13 protein-coding genes are annotated in these 17,137 nt (G+C 63.7%); 6 read left to right on the forward strand and 7 right to left on the reverse strand.

Going from position 1 to position 17,137, the window contains the following annotated elements; translation table 11 throughout:
- Nucleotides 1-82: 82 nt before the first annotated feature.
- The 4 genes from AC1ME3_RS16710 to AC1ME3_RS16725 all read right to left on the reverse strand — a co-directional run bounded on the left by AC1ME3_RS16710 (nucleotide 83) and on the right by AC1ME3_RS16725 (nucleotide 3,057).
- The gene (locus AC1ME3_RS16710; protein WP_480954080.1) at nucleotides 83-709 is read right to left on the reverse strand and encodes a class I SAM-dependent methyltransferase; all 627 of its coding nucleotides are present in this window, start codon (nucleotides 707-709) and stop codon (nucleotides 83-85) included.
- Nucleotides 710-809: 100 nt separating this feature from the next.
- On the reverse strand, nucleotides 810-1,787 hold the full coding sequence (locus AC1ME3_RS16715) for an SDR family oxidoreductase (protein ID WP_480954081.1): 978 nt from the start codon (nucleotides 1,785-1,787) through the stop codon (nucleotides 810-812).
- A gap of 199 nt (nucleotides 1,788-1,986) precedes the next feature.
- Nucleotides 1,987-2,127 carry a hypothetical protein gene (locus tag AC1ME3_RS16720; protein ID WP_480954082.1) on the reverse strand — a complete coding sequence of 47 codons (141 nt, stop codon included), beginning with the start codon at nucleotides 2,125-2,127 and terminating at the stop codon, nucleotides 1,987-1,989.
- Between the two features lie 15 nt (nucleotides 2,128-2,142).
- The gene (locus AC1ME3_RS16725; protein WP_480954083.1) at nucleotides 2,143-3,057 is read right to left on the reverse strand and encodes a serine hydrolase domain-containing protein; all 915 of its coding nucleotides are present in this window, start codon (nucleotides 3,055-3,057) and stop codon (nucleotides 2,143-2,145) included.
- A 78-nt stretch (nucleotides 3,058-3,135) separates the two neighbouring features.
- Between AC1ME3_RS16725 and AC1ME3_RS16730 the strand changes: the two genes are divergently transcribed.
- A complete protein-coding gene (locus tag AC1ME3_RS16730) occupies nucleotides 3,136-4,011 on the forward strand; it encodes an SDR family oxidoreductase (RefSeq protein WP_480954084.1) in 876 nt (291 codons plus the stop codon).
- Between the two features lie 140 nt (nucleotides 4,012-4,151).
- On the opposite strand, the gene AC1ME3_RS16735 is transcribed toward AC1ME3_RS16730, so the two are convergent.
- Entirely contained in the window at nucleotides 4,152-5,693 is a 1,542-nt protein-coding gene (locus AC1ME3_RS16735; protein ID WP_480954085.1) for an alkaline phosphatase D family protein, read from the reverse strand.
- A gap of 187 nt (nucleotides 5,694-5,880) precedes the next feature.
- Here AC1ME3_RS16735 and AC1ME3_RS16740 point away from each other — a divergent pair, with 187 nt between their 5' ends.
- The 5 genes from AC1ME3_RS16740 (at nucleotide 5,881) to AC1ME3_RS16760 (ending at nucleotide 13,179) form a co-directional block, all read left to right on the forward strand.
- Complete coding sequence (locus tag AC1ME3_RS16740) at nucleotides 5,881-8,130, forward strand: TonB-dependent receptor (RefSeq protein ID WP_480954086.1); 2,250 nt, start codon at nucleotides 5,881-5,883, stop codon at nucleotides 8,128-8,130.
- A 260-nt stretch (nucleotides 8,131-8,390) separates the two neighbouring features.
- Nucleotides 8,391-8,996, forward strand: coding sequence for a plasmid pRiA4b ORF-3 family protein (locus AC1ME3_RS16745; protein ID WP_480954087.1), 606 nt, complete (start codon nucleotides 8,391-8,393; stop codon nucleotides 8,994-8,996).
- 826 nt (nucleotides 8,997-9,822) lie between these two features.
- Nucleotides 9,823-10,494, forward strand: a complete 672-nt coding sequence (locus AC1ME3_RS16750; RefSeq protein ID WP_056059950.1) for a DUF6445 family protein — start codon at nucleotides 9,823-9,825, stop codon at nucleotides 10,492-10,494.
- A gap of 239 nt (nucleotides 10,495-10,733) precedes the next feature.
- Nucleotides 10,734-12,347 (forward strand): adenylyl cyclase, encoded by a 1,614-nt coding sequence (locus AC1ME3_RS16755; protein ID WP_480954088.1) that lies wholly within the window; start codon nucleotides 10,734-10,736, stop codon nucleotides 12,345-12,347.
- 16 nt (nucleotides 12,348-12,363) lie between these two features.
- Entirely contained in the window at nucleotides 12,364-13,179 is an 816-nt protein-coding gene (locus tag AC1ME3_RS16760) for a glycoside hydrolase family 16 protein (RefSeq protein ID WP_253070125.1), read from the forward strand.
- On the opposite strand, the gene AC1ME3_RS16765 is transcribed toward AC1ME3_RS16760, so the two are convergent.
- Together AC1ME3_RS16765 and AC1ME3_RS16770 are read right to left on the reverse strand one after the other, a co-directional pair.
- A complete protein-coding gene (locus tag AC1ME3_RS16765; RefSeq protein WP_480954089.1) occupies nucleotides 13,176-14,408 on the reverse strand; it encodes an MFS transporter in 1,233 nt (410 codons plus the stop codon). The two genes, AC1ME3_RS16760 and AC1ME3_RS16765, sit on opposite strands and share 4 nt — an antisense overlap.
- 333 nt (nucleotides 14,409-14,741) lie before the next feature.
- Nucleotides 14,742-17,000 carry a beta-glucosidase gene (locus tag AC1ME3_RS16770; RefSeq protein WP_480954090.1) on the reverse strand — a complete coding sequence of 753 codons (2,259 nt, stop codon included), beginning with the start codon at nucleotides 16,998-17,000 and terminating at the stop codon, nucleotides 14,742-14,744.
- Nucleotides 17,001-17,137 lie beyond the last annotated feature (137 nt).

Below are 17,137 nucleotides of genomic sequence, written 5' to 3' on the forward strand. Positions count from 1 at the left end.
GCGCCTGATACATACCTGTAACAGGCGCAACGGTACTGAACCAGGAGTCAGCGCCCTCATTGCTCGCGTGATCCCGACAGCCTCAACTGCGACCGGTTATCGCGACCAATGGATCGCCCAGGCGACCGTCGGCGAGTAGGGAAGCCGCGGCATCGCGGAACCCTGCTGTTTCCAGATAGAGGCGGACAAGCGAGGCGTGCCCCTGCGTATCGAGAGCACGCCAGACCGCCACGGCCTTGGTCGGGAAGCAGCGGTTCGAGAAGCTTATGATGACGCGGCCTTCCGGCTTTAGCACACGACGAACCTCGCGCAGTACCGCCAGGGGGTGTTGCAGATATTGAACGCCGACACAGATCAGTACGGCATCGTAGCGCGCGTCCTCTTCGGACAAGTCAGGCACATCGTTCAGGTTCTGGACGAACCAGCGATCGAGGCGCGGGTTGGCCGCGAGTTCCTCCGCGTTCATGCCGTGGCCGACGACCTCGGCATAGACGACCTCGTCCGGCAGGTGGCTGACCCAGCTCGACATGAGGTCGAGCACCCGCCCGCCAGCGGGGATCGCATCGCGGTACAGGCTGGTCAGTGCATCTACTGCTGCCTCGTCGATGTGCGTGACCAAACGCGGGGGCGCGTAGAAGCCAAGATCGTCGCCATCATCCTGTCGGTCGAAGGCCTGCACCAGCAGTCCCAATTCGATCGCTTCGGTCATGCGATAAGCCCCTGCAATGCCAAGCCGCCAGTATCCGCGACCACGGCGTCCGTTGGGAACCGTATCCAGGGGCGCACCGCGAGATAGCGGTTGTCCTCAATCACCGGCGGCGGCCGAGCCAGACACCGACCCCCGCAAGGCCCAGAACCGCCATGCCGCCAGCCGCGACTGCCACCTTGCGCCCCCGCTGTGGATCGCGTCGGCCACCATCCGGACCGGCGGGGACGCCAGGTTCGAACAACACCCCATCGCTGTCGTCGCCGTTGGGCGCACGGGCCGACCAGGTGTCGAGGAAGCCACTCATGATTGCCGCCAGCAGGTTCGGCGCCGCGAACTCGCCGAGTTTGAAGGCGATTGCCGGCGCGCCGACCGCAGTGAGGTTACGGGGGTGCGTGGCTAGCCGCACGACAGCCTTAGCAACCGTCTCTGGTGCGAGCGAACCCGGGGGTAACGAAAGCCGTACGCCAGTATAGTTACCGGCGTGGTCAACGCCGGGCGTATCGACGAAGGTCGGGCAGACGTCGCATATGTGAATGTGCGGGCGCTTCGATACCTCACCGCGCAACGCCGAGCTGAACCCGCGTAACCCGAACTTACTCGCCGAGTAGGCCGCAGCGTACGGCGTGGCGACAAAACCGCCCGCCGAAATCATGTTTACCCAAGTGCCGTGATCCTGCGCTAGGAAGATCGGCAGTACTGCATGGACGTCGTTCATGTGGGCGACAAGGTTCACATCGACGACACGGGCGTGATCCGCGATCGGGACGTCTTCATACCGGCCAAGCACACCGACACCTTCGCAGCTGAACCACAGGTCAATTCCACCGAGCAGATCGCGCGCCTCGGCTGCGAACGTTGCCACAGTGCTCGCGTCGGTGCAGTCGACCGGACGGACAGTCGCGTGGCCGCCCGCCGCGACGCAGCACCGCGCAACGTCATCGAGCCCTTCTTTACCGCGGGCACCTATGACGAGGTTTGCGCCCGCCTCAGCGAACGCCACGGCAGTCGCGGCGCCAATGCCACTTGACGCACCGGTGATAACCACCCGCTTCCCGGCGAGAGTATGACCGGCACTCATCGGAAGCTGCCCGAGGCGTTAGCCACCGGACCGATGGGGAGGCGGCGCTGTCGCGTCAAAGGAACTGTCCTGTGATCAACCATGGACCCTTAACGTTCCGACACCCCCCCGGTGTTCCGCGTCGGGGAGGCGTCTCACGATCTAGTCCTGCCGACATTGGCCACAGAGACCTACTGTAATCCATCTAGCGGTTGTCTCGCTAGGCACCTCGTTCAGCAGCGGGCACGATTGCGCTCTCGACGATGCCATGCAGCGCATCAATGTGCCCCGCGTCTCTGGCGCCATTTGGGTCCGACGTCATGACCACCGTTATTCGCAGATCGGGGATGACGTAGATCATCTGGCCGCCATAGCCTCAGGCAAAGCGCACTGGATGACCTCTCATCTCGGTAAGGAACCAGCCATAGCCGTACTCCTTCCCGCTCCACGGTGAGATCGCGCGCGGCGTCCAGCTTTGCGCGATCCATTTAGCCGGGACGATGCGCCGGCCTTCAATCATACCACCTAATCGATAAAGCTCGCCAAAACGGGCAAGTGCTCGGGGCGAGAGTTTCATCTCGTTGCCACCAAAGTAGATGCCTTGCGGGTCAGCCGGCCAGGACGGGATCGCGATCTCGAGCGGCTCACCGAGCCACGCCCGCGCGTTGGCAAGCGTGCTCTTTCTTGTCGCGCGCGTCAGCATCGCCGAGAGCAGGTGGGTAGATCCGGTGGAGTAGAGCATCGCCGTTCCGGGATCGGCGACGAACGGCCGGGCCAGCGCGAAACGTACCCAATTGGGGCTAGATACCCAGCGGCCGTAGTTCTCGCCGGAAGTGCGCTCGAGCCCAGCTTGCATCGATAGGAGGTTGCCGATGGTCACCCCCGCGAGACGTGGGTCAGGATCGGCGGGCGCGTCTCGTCTGAGCAGCGGCAGCACCGGCTGGTCGACGCTGTCAAAGACACCGCGTTGAATAGCGATGCCGATCAATGCCGACATTACCGACTTCGACGCCGACTTGATGTTGACCGGCTGATCTAGCGGGGGACCGCCGTTAAACACCTGCGCTGTCAGCGTCTGTCCGTCGCGAAGAATGAGGAGCGAACGGAGCCGCGGGAGTACGGCGGCCCGAGCCTGCACGTCGCGCATCGCTGCGGCGTTCATCCCTTTCGTGTCCGATCCGGCGACCGCGCTCGAATTGGCCGCACCGGCGGACGACGCTGATCCGTCGCAGGCGGTGAGGAGGATAAGCAAGGGAAGGATGAGCCGCATCGGCAACATGTCGCCCGTCAAATTTGCCTTACAACCCCGCTACCCGGCACGTTATCTCCGTTGAGCCGTTTGCTGCTGATGCCACCAGCAGGAACTGATATGACCGACGATCCACGCACCATCCATCCGACAAGTTTTCCGGATGAGCCGCAACAGCCGCGGCCGGGCTTGACGACGAACATGCGAACTAAGCCTGATCATGGCGAGGAAAGTTACGTCGGCAAGGGCCTGCTCAAAGGCAAGGTAGCGCTCATAACAGGAGGAGATTCCGGTATCGGCCGGGCAGTAGCGATTGCTTATGCCCGTGAAGGTGCAAGCGTGGCGATCTCATACCTTGCGGATGAGCAGACCGACGCTGAGGAGACCCAGACCTGGGTTGAGCAGGCAGGGCAGCGTTGCGTTTTGCTACCAGGCGATCTCCGCGGCCGGGATCATTGCGTAAGCATCGTAGAGCGTACGATCGCGGAACTCGGCGGTATTGATGTGCTCGTAAACAATGCCGCCGCTCAGACAATGAACGACGACCTGGATAGCATCGATGATGACGAGATGCAGGGTGCCTTCGCTGCTAACGTCTTTGCCATGATCCGTTTGGCCAAGGCGGCTGCGCCGCATATGAAGCCCGGTTCGGCGATCATCAACACGACTAGCGAGCAGGCAAAGGTCGCTGGCAAGAACATGATCGTCTACGCGGCGACCAAGGGCGCTATCTCGAGCCTGACGGTGGGCCTGTCCAACCTTTTATCCAGCGACGGCATTCGCGTTAACGCGGTGGCGCCCGGTCCAATCTGGACGCCTATCCAGCCGATCGCCAAGTCACCGAAAGAACTGGAAACGCTCGGCCAGGACACTCCGATCGGCCGCGCTGGTCAGCCGGGCGAGCTCGCTCCCGCCTATGTGATGCTCGCATCGGCGGAGGGGAGCTACATGTCCGGCAATGTCGTCGCCGTGACCGGTGGGGTTCCGATTTCCTAAACCCTAACGGCATATCCTCAGCCGATCGCGAAAGCGGTCAGCTGAGGTTGCGACAGGCCCCATATCCCGACATTCACGCCGCCATTACCGCTTCCCCAAACCGGACGCATGTTCATCTTGCCACCGCATCGCGGTACGAACTAATCCCTTTCCATTCTTCGCGAGCCTGATTGCGTCGTGAACGTGCCCAATGATCGTATTGCGCTGCTAGCGTCCGCTCGGTCGACAATCATCCGCATATCGACGCGTAGCTTGTCGTGGTCGAAATCTAGCTTCGCCCAGCCTGCCTGCTCGACGTCATGAAAACGAACATGCGGATTGTTGCGATCGATGTCGCCGAACCGGCCGACGGGCGGCGACGCGGCCGCAAGGGCGGAGGTGACGATCTCGCTTCCGATTGCTGAACCACTCGGACCATCGAGATCATTCACCCAGAAAGAGTGCACGTCGCCGCTCAGCACAATCGGATTACGCACGGCTGGCCGCGTCATTTCAAGCAGCACCCGGTGCCGGTTGGCAGCATAGCCATCCCATTGATCGCTGAACGTCGATTGATGCGCGCCGTCGAGCCAAAGCGGCGCGAAAAACACCTGTTGCGCGACAATCGTCCAGGGACGCATTTCGCCCGCCAGACGGTCGGATAGCCAGCGTTCCTGCACGTCGCCCATGATCGTGCGAGACGGCGCTGCGGCTTCTGCACAATCATTGAGCCGTACGTTGCGCGCAACGTTGGGCGCAGCACAGGGCGGCGAGCTACGATATTGGCGCGTATCCAGCACCGACAGTGACGCGAGGTCCGCCCAGTCGACCGCGCGATACAGGTGGGCCTCACGCCGTCCGCGCCACAGGCTCGGGCGGATCGGCATATGTTCGAAATATGCCTGGTACGCCGCAGCACGCCGGGCAGCGAACAGCGCTGACGGCAGGCCCTCGCGATTGGCGAGCCCGGCATAATCGTTCAACACCTCGTGATCGTCCCACGTCACCACCCACGGGCAGGCTCGATGGGCCAACTGCAGCTCCGGATCTGTCTTGTAGAGCGCGTGGCGTCGTCGATAGCCCTCAAGGTCGCGCGGCTCGGGCGCGCCGAAATCGCGGACGCGCGGTACGTCGGGATAGCTTTGTTCGTAAATGTAATCGCCGAGTTGCAGGATCAGGTCGGGCTCGGCAGCGACGATATCGCGGTAGACACCGAACCGCGCCTGCTCCCAGTGTTGGCATGACGTCACGGCGAGCCGCAACCGGTCTGCGACCCGCGGCACCGTAACCGCGCGACCGACCGGGCTCGTCGCGCCAAGCGCATGAAAACGGTACCAGTAGGGGCGTCCGGCGGGCAGCCCGGTAACCTCGACATGCACCGCATGCGCGCGCTCGGGGTGCGCTAGCCCCCTCCCGGTCCGCACGATCCCGCGGAACGCGGCATCCGTTGCAATCTCGTACCACATCACGACGGCCGCCGCCTGCAACGGCTCCAACTGCGCGCCCACGAGCCGCGTCCACAGCACGAAGCCATCGGCACCGGGATCCCCGCTGGCGACACCGAGCGCGAACGGATCGGCGTAAGCCCGCGCGCCGGCATCGACCGCAATCGCCGGCAGCACTGCAAGCGACGCCATCGCGCCGATCAGCGCTCGACGATGCCAAAGGATATCCGGACCAGCCATGACGATAGCGCTATCCATGGCACGTGACCGGATCGTGACAATCGCTCAGTACGTCACAAATCCGTAGCGTCACCGTAATGAAAGCGTCCTGAAACGGATCTAGTCGAACGGCAACGATCACCGCTCGAGCGGTGACGCTCCACAGTCTCATCAGGCGGGAACTCCAGTGATTTCGAAGACGCTTTTGCTTGCCTCGGTGAGTGCCATGCTGGCCGTCGCCAGCCCCGCCGTTGCCCAAACGTCGCCCGACGCAGCTCCCGCGCAGGACGCGCCCGACACCAACGGCGAGATCGTCGTCTACGGCACCGGAAAAGTCCGTCAGGAACAGACCGTCTCACGCAAGGCGATCGAAATCCTCCCGCCCGGCAGTTCGCCGCTCAAGGCCGTCGCCCGCCTGCCCGGCGTCGCGCTTCAGAGTTCCGATCCGTTCGGCAGCTACGAGCTTGGCACACGTCTGTCGGTGCGTGGCTTCAACCAGAGCCAGATGGGCTACACCCTTGACGGCGTCCCCCTGGGCGACATGTTTTACAATGGGCATAATGGCCTCCACGTCAGTCGTGCGATCGCCGCCGAGAATATAGCGCGCGTTGATGTGTCGCAGGGCGCCGGCTCACTAGGCATTGCCTCGACCAGCAATCTTGGCGGCAACCTGGAATTCGTCTCGCGCGCGCCGTCACAGGTAGCCGGTGGTGAGGTCGCACTGACCTACGGCATGTACGATACCGTTCATCTGTATGGTCGCCTCGACAGTGGTGAATTATCGACGGGCACGCTGCTGTCGGTCTCGGGCGTGGTCCACGACGCCAGCAAGTGGAAGGGCTACGGCAACCAGTCGGATACCAAGGTGAACGGCAAGATCGTCCAGAAGCTTGGCGATGCGACCCTGACGGGCTGGCTCAACTACTCGCTCCACAAGGAGCGTAACTATGCCGATCTGTCGCCAGCGACGCTCGGCCGGATCGGCTATGGCCTCGACTTCCTGCGGCCGGACTATGCGACCGCCATTCAGCTGTCCCAAGTGAGTGCGAACCAGACCGCGCGCAACGCCAATCGGGCACTGCCCTTCCCGACCGCTGGCGTTGTGTTCCCGACGCCGTATACCAACGTCAACGATACCTATTACGACAGCGGCGGCGTACGTCGCGACTGGCTCGGCGCCATGACGCTCGACATGCCCATCGCGGACTGGCTCGATACGACTGCAACCTACTACCACCATTACGATAAGGGCAGTGGCGGCATCTATACTCCAGCCGTGTTTTCGCCAGATGGCTTCGCGTTATCGGTTCGCACCACCGAATACGGGATCAAGCGCGACGGTGGCATCGCCAACGCGACTGCGCGGCTCGGCGATCACACGCTACAGATCGGCTATTGGCACGAGGACAATCGCGCTAGCACCGATCGCAACTACTATGCTGCCAGCCTGACGAACCGGCCCGACGTGACCGACTTCCTGGCCAATCCGTTCCGTAGCGACTTCCTGACCGACCTCACCACCGTTACCAACCAGTATTTCGTCAGCGACAGTTGGAAAATTCTCGACGCGCTGACGATCGCAGGCGGTTTCAAGGGCACGCGTGTTTCCAACGGCATCACAACGACGTTCGGCACGCCGTTCATCAACGGCAAGATCGCGGCAAAGGACTGGTTCCAGCCTCAGGTCGGCGCGACCTACAAGCTCGGGCGGCAGGAGTTCTTCGCCAACTATGCCGAGAACATGCGCGCCTATATCAGCTCGTTCCGCGGACCCTTTGGCACTACGCAGGTTGGCTTCGAGGCAATCCGCGATACGCTGAAGCCCGAAACCTCCCGCACGATCGAGGCAGGCTGGCGGTTCGATCTGGGCAAATTGCGCGGCGTGATTGCGGGCTATGACGTCAAGTTCAAGAACCGACTGCTCGCGGCGTTCAGCGGCGCGAACATCCTCGGCAATCCGAGCATTCTGCAAAACGTCGGTAGCGTGACCAGCCGCGGCGTCGAGATCGGCGCGACCTATCAGGTCGCCCGCCCGCTCGCTCTTATTGCTTCGTATTCGTACAACGACAGCACCTATGACGACGACACCGTCAACGGGACCGCATTCGTGCCCACTAGGGGCGTCCGCACCGTCGACACCCCCGCGCACCTCGCCAAAGGCGAGATCAATTACGATGATGGCATGTTTTTCGGCAATGTCGCGGGCGCCTACACGTCGCGGCGTAACGTCACGTATACCGGCGACGTGACGGTCAAGGGCTACACGCTGTTCGACGCCGCTATCGGCTATCGCTTCCCGGCGAGCAGCGCGCTGGCCGGCGTCGAAATCCAGGTCAACGCGGTGAACCTGACCGACGAGAAATACATCGCGGCGCTTGGCTCGGGCCAGTTTTTCAACACCGCGGCCTCGCTCAACAACACGCTGCAGGCAGGATCTCCGCGGCAGGTGTTCGGCACGATCCGCCGACGCTTTTGATGAAAATGGCATCGACCGCCGCTCGGTCGATGCCGTTACTGGCGAAGGCCGTCCTGTTTTACCGAGAAGGGTACGGCCATTCGCCTCCCTATCGGCGTGAACTGCCGTAGGACCCATTAGCCGCCGTTTGTATGCCGTTCGGCGCTCCCCAATTTCCGCCGGTCGCTCAGGCTAACTGCGCGACGCGATTTCCCTTCAGTGGGTGGACTGGAACAACACGGTCTCTTGGCAACGAGCGCTCCAGTCTCCAAAACTGTGGCATGACGCAAGAGACCATCGCGCGCGTGCGCATCTGCCTCAACGACATCCGGCCCGAGATCTGGCGGATGGTCGAGATGCCGGTCACGAGCAGCCTTAAGATGCTCCATGACGTGATCCAGGCCGCAATGGGGTGGCAGGATTATCATCTTTGGCATTTTGAAGTCGGTGAACGCCGCTACGGCGTACCAAACCCCAAGTGGCCAGACCGCAACCTCGGCGCAGCCCGAAACGTCAAGCTTGGTACGCTCATCGATCGCGACGTCCGCCAGTTCACCTATACCTATGACATGGGCGATGACTGGCGGCACACCGTCGTCGTCGAGGCGGTCGAACTAGGTGAGCATAGGATCAAATATCCACGCTTTCTTACCGGAGAGCGACGGTGCCCACCCGAGGATATTGGCGGCCTTCCCGGCTTTGAACGCTTCCTCAAGGCCATGAGTAATGTGGCTCACGAGGAACATCATCGGCTACGCGAATGGTACGGCGCCCCCTTCGACCCGCTCGATATCGATGAACTCGCCTCGGAGAATGCAGTCGCAGCGATTGCGATCCGCCGGCATGCCGGCAAGGTCGCTTACGAAAAGAGCTGCAACCGCCACTGACGCAGTTGATAGATCGAGATCCTGGCGCGAGAGACCCACTTTTGGACATTCACGCCCTTTCCGCCGCCTCCCGAAACCGGTCGTCCATTCACATTGATTTTGCCTTCAATGAGCCGTCAGCTTCTCGCTGACCCGGACCGGGGGTGCCGAAACTCACAATTAATGAGTTGCTTGGCACCCCCTTAAACGGAGGTCTCTGAGGCTGAAACCCGAGCCTATCTAACGTACCCTGGCGCGAGGGCTTCGCTCGGGCAGATGCTCGATCTTGCACGAGCCTACCTCGCCGCCGCTTACGAACCGATGAATTACGATAGGCGGTTCGAAATAGCTGATATCGCCCGGCGCTTTTGTGCGCTCAAAAAGGAGCAAGCTTCCCGAAATGGGAGACCGGCAGACGGCAAATATACAAGAATTGCATGAATATTAAAATCGGTACCGTACGGCAAATTGACGCCGTACTACATTATTATCTTAGTCGTCAGGTGTGGTGAATCATAGATGCGATAAAGTTCGGCTGTTTTTTAATCAATGAAGTAAGCAAGTTCCTTCGCGAGCCGGCGCGCGAGCGGTTGAATCTGCGACGCTAGGTCGTAACGATGCTCGCGCCACGGGCAACTAAGCGTTGTATATCGCCCTCTCGGAAGTCATCTTCGGTTGGTTTCACGCTGATGAGCGCTGCGGTAATGGCACGCATATGACGAACTCTCCGCTCGAGCCGAACTACGAAGCGATCCTACATGCCGATTTGGGACCGTCTTAGGTTGGCCACGGATCAACGACGCCCTTGCGTTGTGCTGCGTCAAACACCGATAACGGACGATGAGCCATGACCATGCGTAGTATCACCAGACGGCATATCGGTGGCGAAGCCGAACCACTCATCGTCATCGATGGCTTTGTCAGCGATCCCGATGGGTTGCGCTTAGCGGCTGCTGAGGCCGCGTTCGTCCCCGCGGGGCAGCACTATCCCGGCATCCGCGCGGCCCTTCCCGATACGTATCTGCGCGATCAACTTCCCGTGGTCGCACGCGCCCTGGGGCGGGAGTTCGGACCATGCCGCCGCATCCGCGTCGTCGATGCGCAATTCTCGATGGTCACGACCACGCCCGAAGCGCTCGATATTCGGCAACGCCTGCCCCATGTCGACGCGTACGGGCGCGACCGGATCGCGCTGATCCATTACCTCTCGCCGACGATCCGAGAAGGTACGGCGTTTTTCCGACATCGCAAGACCGGGTTCGAGACGATCGACGAGACGCGCGCGCCCGCATTTTTCGAGCACCTCGGCCACGAAGTCGCAGCGACGCCGCCCGACGGGTATATCGCCAGCGATACGGCGCTGTTCGAACGCACGGCGCTGGTCGATGCGGCCTATAATCGCGCTTTGCTGTATCGAAGCTACGTCCTGCACAGCGGCGCGATCGCACGCGATGCGCCACTATCCGCCGATCCAGCGGTTGGGCGACTGACGATCACCGCATTCCTCGCGATCGAATGAGGGCGGTTGAGCCACGGGTTCACTTGGCCTAACCCGGTCGCGCTACCGGACTGCGCCCGCACCACGCTGCGACGGTTCCGGAGCATATACTGGGGAGGCCAGCCTTGAACCACACGCGCCGGGCGTTTCTCGAAGGACTTGGCGGAACGGGTCTCGTCGCTGCGTTCCCAACCGCTGCCGCATCCGCAAGCCCAGCCTCGCCGGATTTCGGCCCCAACGTTTTTATCGTCGACCCCGCCATGCCAGCAGACGTCGTACAGACCCGCGTAGACGCCATCTTCCGCAAACAGGAACGCGCGCATTTCACGGACGCGCGTCATGCGATTCTCTTCAAGCCGGGGCGCTATTCGATCGACGTGAACGTCGGGTTCTTCACGCAAGTCGCAGGGCTTGGCCCTTTGCCCGGCGACGTCGCGATCGACGGGCACGTCCATGCCGAAGCGGACTGGGCAAAGGGCATGGCGCTCGTCAATTTCTGGCGCGGCGTAGAGAACCTTTCGGTGCGCCCCACCGATGGCGCGGATCGCTGGGCGGTGTCGCAGGCCGCACCTTATCGCCGCGTGCATCTAAACGGCGACCTGGCGCTGGACGATGGCGGCTGGTCGAGCGGCGGGTTCATGGCGGACTGCCAAATCGACGGAACCGTGCGCTCGGGTACGCAACAGCAATGGTTCACCCGCAACAGCCATATCGGCGGGTGGCGGGGATCGAACTGGAACATGATGTTCGCGGGCGTCGAGGGCGCCCCGCCGACGAGTTTCCCCGAGCCGCCTTATACCAGCCTGCAGACGGTGGCCTTGATAAGGGAGAAGCCTTTCCTGCACATCACGCGCTTAGGGGAATGGGCGGTCTTCGTCCCTGCCGTGCGACGCGACACGCGCGGGACGAGCTGGGCCGGCGGCGCACCCGCGGGCACGTCCATTCCGCTGTCCCGGTTCCTGATCGCCCAACCCGATACGCCCGTGTCGGCGATCAACGCGGCATTGGCCAAGGGAAAGCATCTTCTGCTCACCCCCGGTATCTACCGCATCCGCGAGCCGTTGCGAATCGAACATGCCGGAACGGTGCTGCTGGGTCTGGGACTGGCGACCCTGCTCGTCGAACAGGGTTCCGCGGCGATCGTCGTCGCGGACGTGCCGGGTGTCGCGATCGCCGGCCTGCTGATCGACGCCGGGCCGGTCGAAACGCCGGTACTTATCCAGGTCGGTCCCCGCGGTGCCAAGCACGACCACAGCCGCAACCCGACCCTGCTCGCCGACCTTTTCTTCCGGGTCGGCGGCGCGACTGTGGGCAAGGCGCAGACCTGCCTGGAGATCAACAGCCACCACGTGATCGGTGATCATCTCTGGATCTGGCGCGCCGACCACGGCAACCGCGATGGCGGACGCGTGCATGTCGGCTGGACCGAAAGCACCGCCGACCAGGGGCTCATCGTCAACGGTGACGACGTGACCATTCACGGCCTCTTTGTCGAGCATTTCCAGAAATACCAGGTGACGTGGAACGGCGAACGCGGCCGGACCAATTTCTACCAGTGCGAACTGCCCTATGACCCGCCGAACCAGGCCGCTTATAAGGCGGGAAAGACGCGAGGCTGGGCCGCGTACAAGGTCGCGGACACAGTCACGTCGCACGAGGCGACCGGCCTCGGCATCTACGCCAACTTTACCGCCGACCCCTCGATCGTGCTGGACAGCGCGATCGAGGCACCGCGGCGACCGGGCGTTCGCTTTGCCAGCATAACGACCATCTCGCTCGGCACCGGCCAGGGTACGATCGCGCATCTGGTCAACGATGCAGGCGCCGCCGCGCGACCGGGCGCGGTTCGCCAGACGCTGACACGCTATCCATGACGAAAAGGGCCATCCGATGATCCTGCTGCTACTCGCCGCGCAAGCCGCTACCCTGGGCGCGACCAATTACAGCGCCAGCGCGCCGATGGTCGCGCCCAAGGGAAAACCGAGCTTTGCCGACGAGTTCGACGGCAAGGCGGTCGACAAAACCAAATGGCGCTTCGACGTGTCGCGCAACACCGAAGGCTGGTATAATAACGAACGGCAATATTACGCAAAGGACCGCGTCGAAAACACCCGCATCGAAGACGGCGCGCTGGTAATCGAGGCCCGGCGCGAGACGTTGGACAGATCGAAGTTCGCCGATTGGGGCGGCCAGGCGTACACCTCCGCCAAGCTCGTCTCTCGCGAGCCCCGCGGCTACGGTTTTTACGAAGTCCGTGCGAAGCTGCCGTGCGGTCGCGGCAGCTGGCCGGCCATCTGGCTGCTGCCGTCAGGCGGCAAATGGCCCGACGAAGGCGAGATCGACGTAATGGAAATGGTCGGCTGGGATGCCGGCACCGTCCACGCGACTCTGCACACCGCCGCCTTCAATCACGTCAAGGGTACGCAGCGTGGCGCCCAGACACAGGTCGCAACGGCGTGCACCACATATCACCGCTATCAGCTCGACTGGCGGGCGGATGCAATCACCATCGGCGTCGATGGCCGCGCGGTCATGCGGGTCGCCAACAATCAGCCTGGCGGCAAGGCGGCTTGGCCGTTCACGCGTCCGTACGAACTGATCCTCAACCTCGCGGTCGGCGGCGACTGGGGTGGCCAGAAGGGAATCGACGACGCCGCCTTCCCGCAGCGCATGGCGGTCGATTACGTCCGCTACTGGCGCCGCTAGTGTCGGCCGCGCGCGGCGAGGATGATCCCGCCGCCGCACAGCGTCAGCGCCGCGAGCACGAGCATCACCGAATCGAAATCGGTCGGCGTCGCGAGCGCCCAGGTCAGCGTCGGCCCGAGCAGCCCCGGCAGCGTGTTGGTCAGGTTTAGCAGTCCCAGGTCACGTCCGCGGTGCAGTGGGTTCGGCAGCAACTGCATGGCGAACGACGCGTGCAGCGCGAGGAACACCGACGCCCCCGCGGTATAGACGCAGAATGCGACCGCGCCGCTTGTAAAGTCATTGGCGAAGGCCATGCCACACAGTCCGGACGCAGCAACGATGGTGGTGGCGAACAGGAACGGCTTGGTCCGCCCGGAACGATCAGCCAGCCGTCCGACCAGGACCGCGATCGGCAGCGGCACGGTGTACCCGACGATCATCACCATCCCCATCCGCGCCGCGATACTGCCCGGCGCCACCGACGGGGCGATGCTTTCGAGATAGTAGAAGAGATAGACGAACAGCGCACTGCCAGCGACTTGCACGAACAGCCGTGCGCTCCACGCGAGCGCCAGATCCCGGCGCAGCACCGCCTCGATCGGCGATCTCGGATCGATTCGCGCGATCGGTTGCGCCGGTGTCAGCAACAGCGGAACGATGCAGCAGGCGACCACGACCGGCAAGATCGCAAGCCGCAGCGTCTCGTTCAGCGACGCGGTCGCCACCAGCAGCGCCGCCAAGGCAGACGCCACCGGACTCGCCATCGCCAGCAGGCCGCCGGCCAAGCCTTTCTGTGCATCCGGCACTTCGTCGGCCATGATCGCGAGCAGCGGCGCGAGCACCGCGTTGACCGCCACCTGGAACGCGACGACCGCGAGGATCAGCGCGATCGGCGTACTCGCGACAGCCATCGCGGCGTAGGCGATCGCGGTCGCCACGAAGCCCCCAGCCAGCCAGCCCCGGCGCCCCCCGCCCCGCGCGACCGATCGATCGCTCAGCCACCCGAACGCGATGTTCGACACGCTCGCCGCCAGAGCCCCCGTAACGACGATCACGGTAAGAACGTCGAGCCGCCCCGCACCCCCGATCGCGGTAACGACCGCGTCGACCTTGATCGGCAGCAACATTGTCAGCAGCGGGAGATAGCCGACGACCCCACCGACATAGGCGAGCGCGAAGACGAGCAGGAAACCGGTGGAGCGGCGGACGGGGGTGGGCAAGACGTCACGGGAAACGGGTAGACGCGCCATTCGTCCACCTATGCCGGTCCGAGCCGGACAGGCAACCGCGCTCATACCCGCTAATTACCGAGTCAGGATAATTTAGCGCGTTCCTTGTTCGTCCGCGAAGGCGGGAGCTCAGGCTAAATCCCCGCCTTCGCGAGGAAACATGCGTATCGAGGGCAAGCGTACGGTGACGGTTGCCAGTCTCTGCAATCCCCCCCGCCAGGGGGAGGTGGCGCTGAAAGTGACGGAGGGCGAGGACACGGAACGATAGTTCATCGCGTACCGCCCCCTCCGTCTGGCAAGCGCCAGCCACCTCCCCCTGGCGGGGGAGGATTTCGGACCCGGACAGAGAAAAGACTACGGCTTCATCGTCGCCGCATCGAGCGTGGTCGTAACAACCAACGCCCGGTCCTGCGCATCATGCGCGAGCGCCACCCGGTAAGCACCCCCCGCAATCCGCCAGCCGGGCAGCGTCGTGTCGTAATCGGCGACAATGCGCGGTTCGGCGGTCAGCGTGACTCGCCGCGTCTCCCCCGGCTTCAGCGTCACACGCGCAAAGCCCGCGAGCCGCATCGGCGTGGCCGAACCGTCGCGCGCGACGTACATCTGCGGGACGTCCGCCCCTGCCCGCTTGCCGGTGTTGGTGACCTCGAACGTGACGTTCAGCGATCGCCCGCCCGTCACTACCGGGTTGCGATAGGCGAAACTGGTGTAGCTCAGCCCGTGCCCGAACGCGAAGAGCGGACGCTGCGCCTGCTTCTCGTACCAGCGATAGCCGACGTTCGCGCCTTCGACATAATCGACCGGAAAGCTCTCGAGCTGGAAGGTCGATGCGTTCGCGGGGTTTGCCGCGGCCTGCGCCTCGACCGACGTCAGCCGGTCCAGCCCGACCGGTGCAACGCGCGGCGCCTGCGATGCCGCGGCGGGGAAGGTGATCGGCAGCCGGCCCGACGGAGAGACCTTGCCCGTCAGGATGTCGGAGATCGCCTCGCCGCCACGCTGGCCCGGATACCAGGCCTGGAGCACCGCCGGGACGGATCCGATCCACGGCATCAGGACGGGCCCGCCGGTTTCGAGCACCGCGACCGTTCTCGGCTGGGCCTTGACGACCGCGGCGATCAGCGCATCCTGGTTATCGGGAAGCGACAAATTCGGTACGTCCTGCGCCTCGGTCGTCCACTGTGTCGCGAACACGATCGCGATGTCCGCCGTTCGCGCCGCAGCAGCCGCTGCCCCGACGTCCTTTCCGTCGACGAACGTCACGGTTGCACCCGGCAGCGCGGCCTGGAGCGCTTTCAGCGGCGACGACGCGTGATAGGTGTAGCGCGCGAACGACATCGCCGCGCCCGAGGTCAGCGGAATCTCGATCGGTGCGCCACCGACCGAGCGGACCTGGCTCGATCCGCCGCCCGACAGTACGCCGACATCTGCCCGCCCACCGATCACCACGATGCGCCTGGCTGTCCGCGCCACCGGCAACAGGTCGCCGTCATTCTTGAGCAGCACGATGCCCGCCTCCGCAGCGCGCTGCGCGACCTCGGCATGCGCGGCATAGGGCGGCACCTGCGCGGTAGCCGGGACCGGATTGTCGTACGCGCCGGTCTCGATAAGCCCAGTCAGATAGCGCGCGATCATGTCGTCGAGCCGTGCGACCGGCACCGCGCCAGACTGGACCGCAGCCTTCAGCGGGGCAGCGAAATACATCGCCTTGTCGAGCTCCTGCCCCGATTGCTGGTCGAGCCCCGCATTCGCCGCCTTGGCGGTCGAATGCACCGCGCCCCAATCGCTCATCACCCAACCGCGATAGCCCCAGTCGCGCTTCAGCACGTCGGTCATCAGGTGTCGGTTCTCGCACGCCCAGTCGCCGTTGATCCTGTTATAGGCGCACATCACCGATCCCGGCAGCCCCTTTTCGATCGCGATCTGGAAGGCGAGCAGGTCGCTCATCCGCAGGCTCGCCTCGTCGAGCCGCGCGTCGACCACCATCCGCCCGGTCTCCTGCGCGTTGAGCGCAAGATGCTTCACGGTCGACACGATGTGGTTCGACTGCACCCCGGCGATATGCGCGCCAGCCATCTCCCCCGCCAGCAACGGGTCCTCGCCCAGATACTCGAAATTACGCCCGTTCCACGGGTCACGCGTCAGGTTCACGCCTCCCGCCAGCAGCACATTGAACCGCTTGGCGCGCGCCTCCGCGCCGATCATCGTGCCGCCCGCACGCGCGATCGCGACGTCGAAACTCGCCGCGGTCGCGAGGCTCGACGGTAGCGCGGTAGCGACGTCGCCCTTGCGTTGTTCGACCTGGTTCGCGACGCCGAGCGACGCATCGCTCTCTCGCACCAACGGGATGCCAAGCCGCGGAATGCCGTCGATATACCCGGCCGACGGGATCAGTTCACTGGCGGTCTTGCCGGCGGCCATCGGTGGGAACAGCCCGTGCGCCAGCGCGATCTTCTCGTCGAGCGTCATCCGCGCGACGATAGCCAGGGCCCGCGCGCGCGCATCGGCACTGGCGACGATCGTAGTGCCGAGCTTGCCCGCATCCCGAGCATCGACAGCCCCTGCGAGTGCAAGCAGCGACGCCCCCAGCAGCATCCCGCGAAACCTGTTCGACATTCTTGCGTCCTTTCCCGATGCGGCGACCGCTCTCGAAGGCGGTCGTCCGGCGGCGTGTTGCGCCAGAGCCACTATCAACAGCATATTTTGAGAACGTTCACAACGGTAGCGCTACCGCGCTTGACACTATGTCATGC

The organism is Sphingomonas sp. BL2 (assembly GCF_056680015.1).

Coding starts and splice junctions, on each gene's coding strand:
- AC1ME3_RS16740 (WP_480954086.1), top strand. CDS start 5,881: ATGCTGGCCGTCGCCAGCCCCGCCGTTGCCCAAACGTCGCCCGACGCA.
- AC1ME3_RS16765 (WP_480954089.1), bottom strand. CDS start 14,408: ATGGCGCGTCTACCCGTTTCCCGTGACGTCTTGCCCACCCCCGTCCGC.
- AC1ME3_RS16720 (WP_480954082.1), bottom strand. CDS start 2,127: ATGATCTACGTCATCCCCGATCTGCGAATAACGGTGGTCATGACGTCG.
- AC1ME3_RS16730 (WP_480954084.1), top strand. CDS start 3,136: ATGACCGACGATCCACGCACCATCCATCCGACAAGTTTTCCGGATGAG.
- AC1ME3_RS16760 (WP_253070125.1), top strand. CDS start 12,364: ATGATCCTGCTGCTACTCGCCGCGCAAGCCGCTACCCTGGGCGCGACC.
- AC1ME3_RS16770 (WP_480954090.1), bottom strand. CDS start 17,000: ATGTCGAACAGGTTTCGCGGGATGCTGCTGGGGGCGTCGCTGCTTGCA.
- AC1ME3_RS16755 (WP_480954088.1), top strand. CDS start 10,734: ATGCCAGCAGACGTCGTACAGACCCGCGTAGACGCCATCTTCCGCAAA.
- AC1ME3_RS16710 (WP_480954080.1), bottom strand. CDS start 709: ATGACCGAAGCGATCGAATTGGGACTGCTGGTGCAGGCCTTCGACCGA.
- AC1ME3_RS16735 (WP_480954085.1), bottom strand. CDS start 5,693: ATGGATAGCGCTATCGTCATGGCTGGTCCGGATATCCTTTGGCATCGT.
- AC1ME3_RS16715 (WP_480954081.1), bottom strand. CDS start 1,787: ATGAGTGCCGGTCATACTCTCGCCGGGAAGCGGGTGGTTATCACCGGT.
- AC1ME3_RS16745 (WP_480954087.1), top strand. CDS start 8,391: ATGACGCAAGAGACCATCGCGCGCGTGCGCATCTGCCTCAACGACATC.
- AC1ME3_RS16750 (WP_056059950.1), top strand. CDS start 9,823: ATGACCATGCGTAGTATCACCAGACGGCATATCGGTGGCGAAGCCGAA.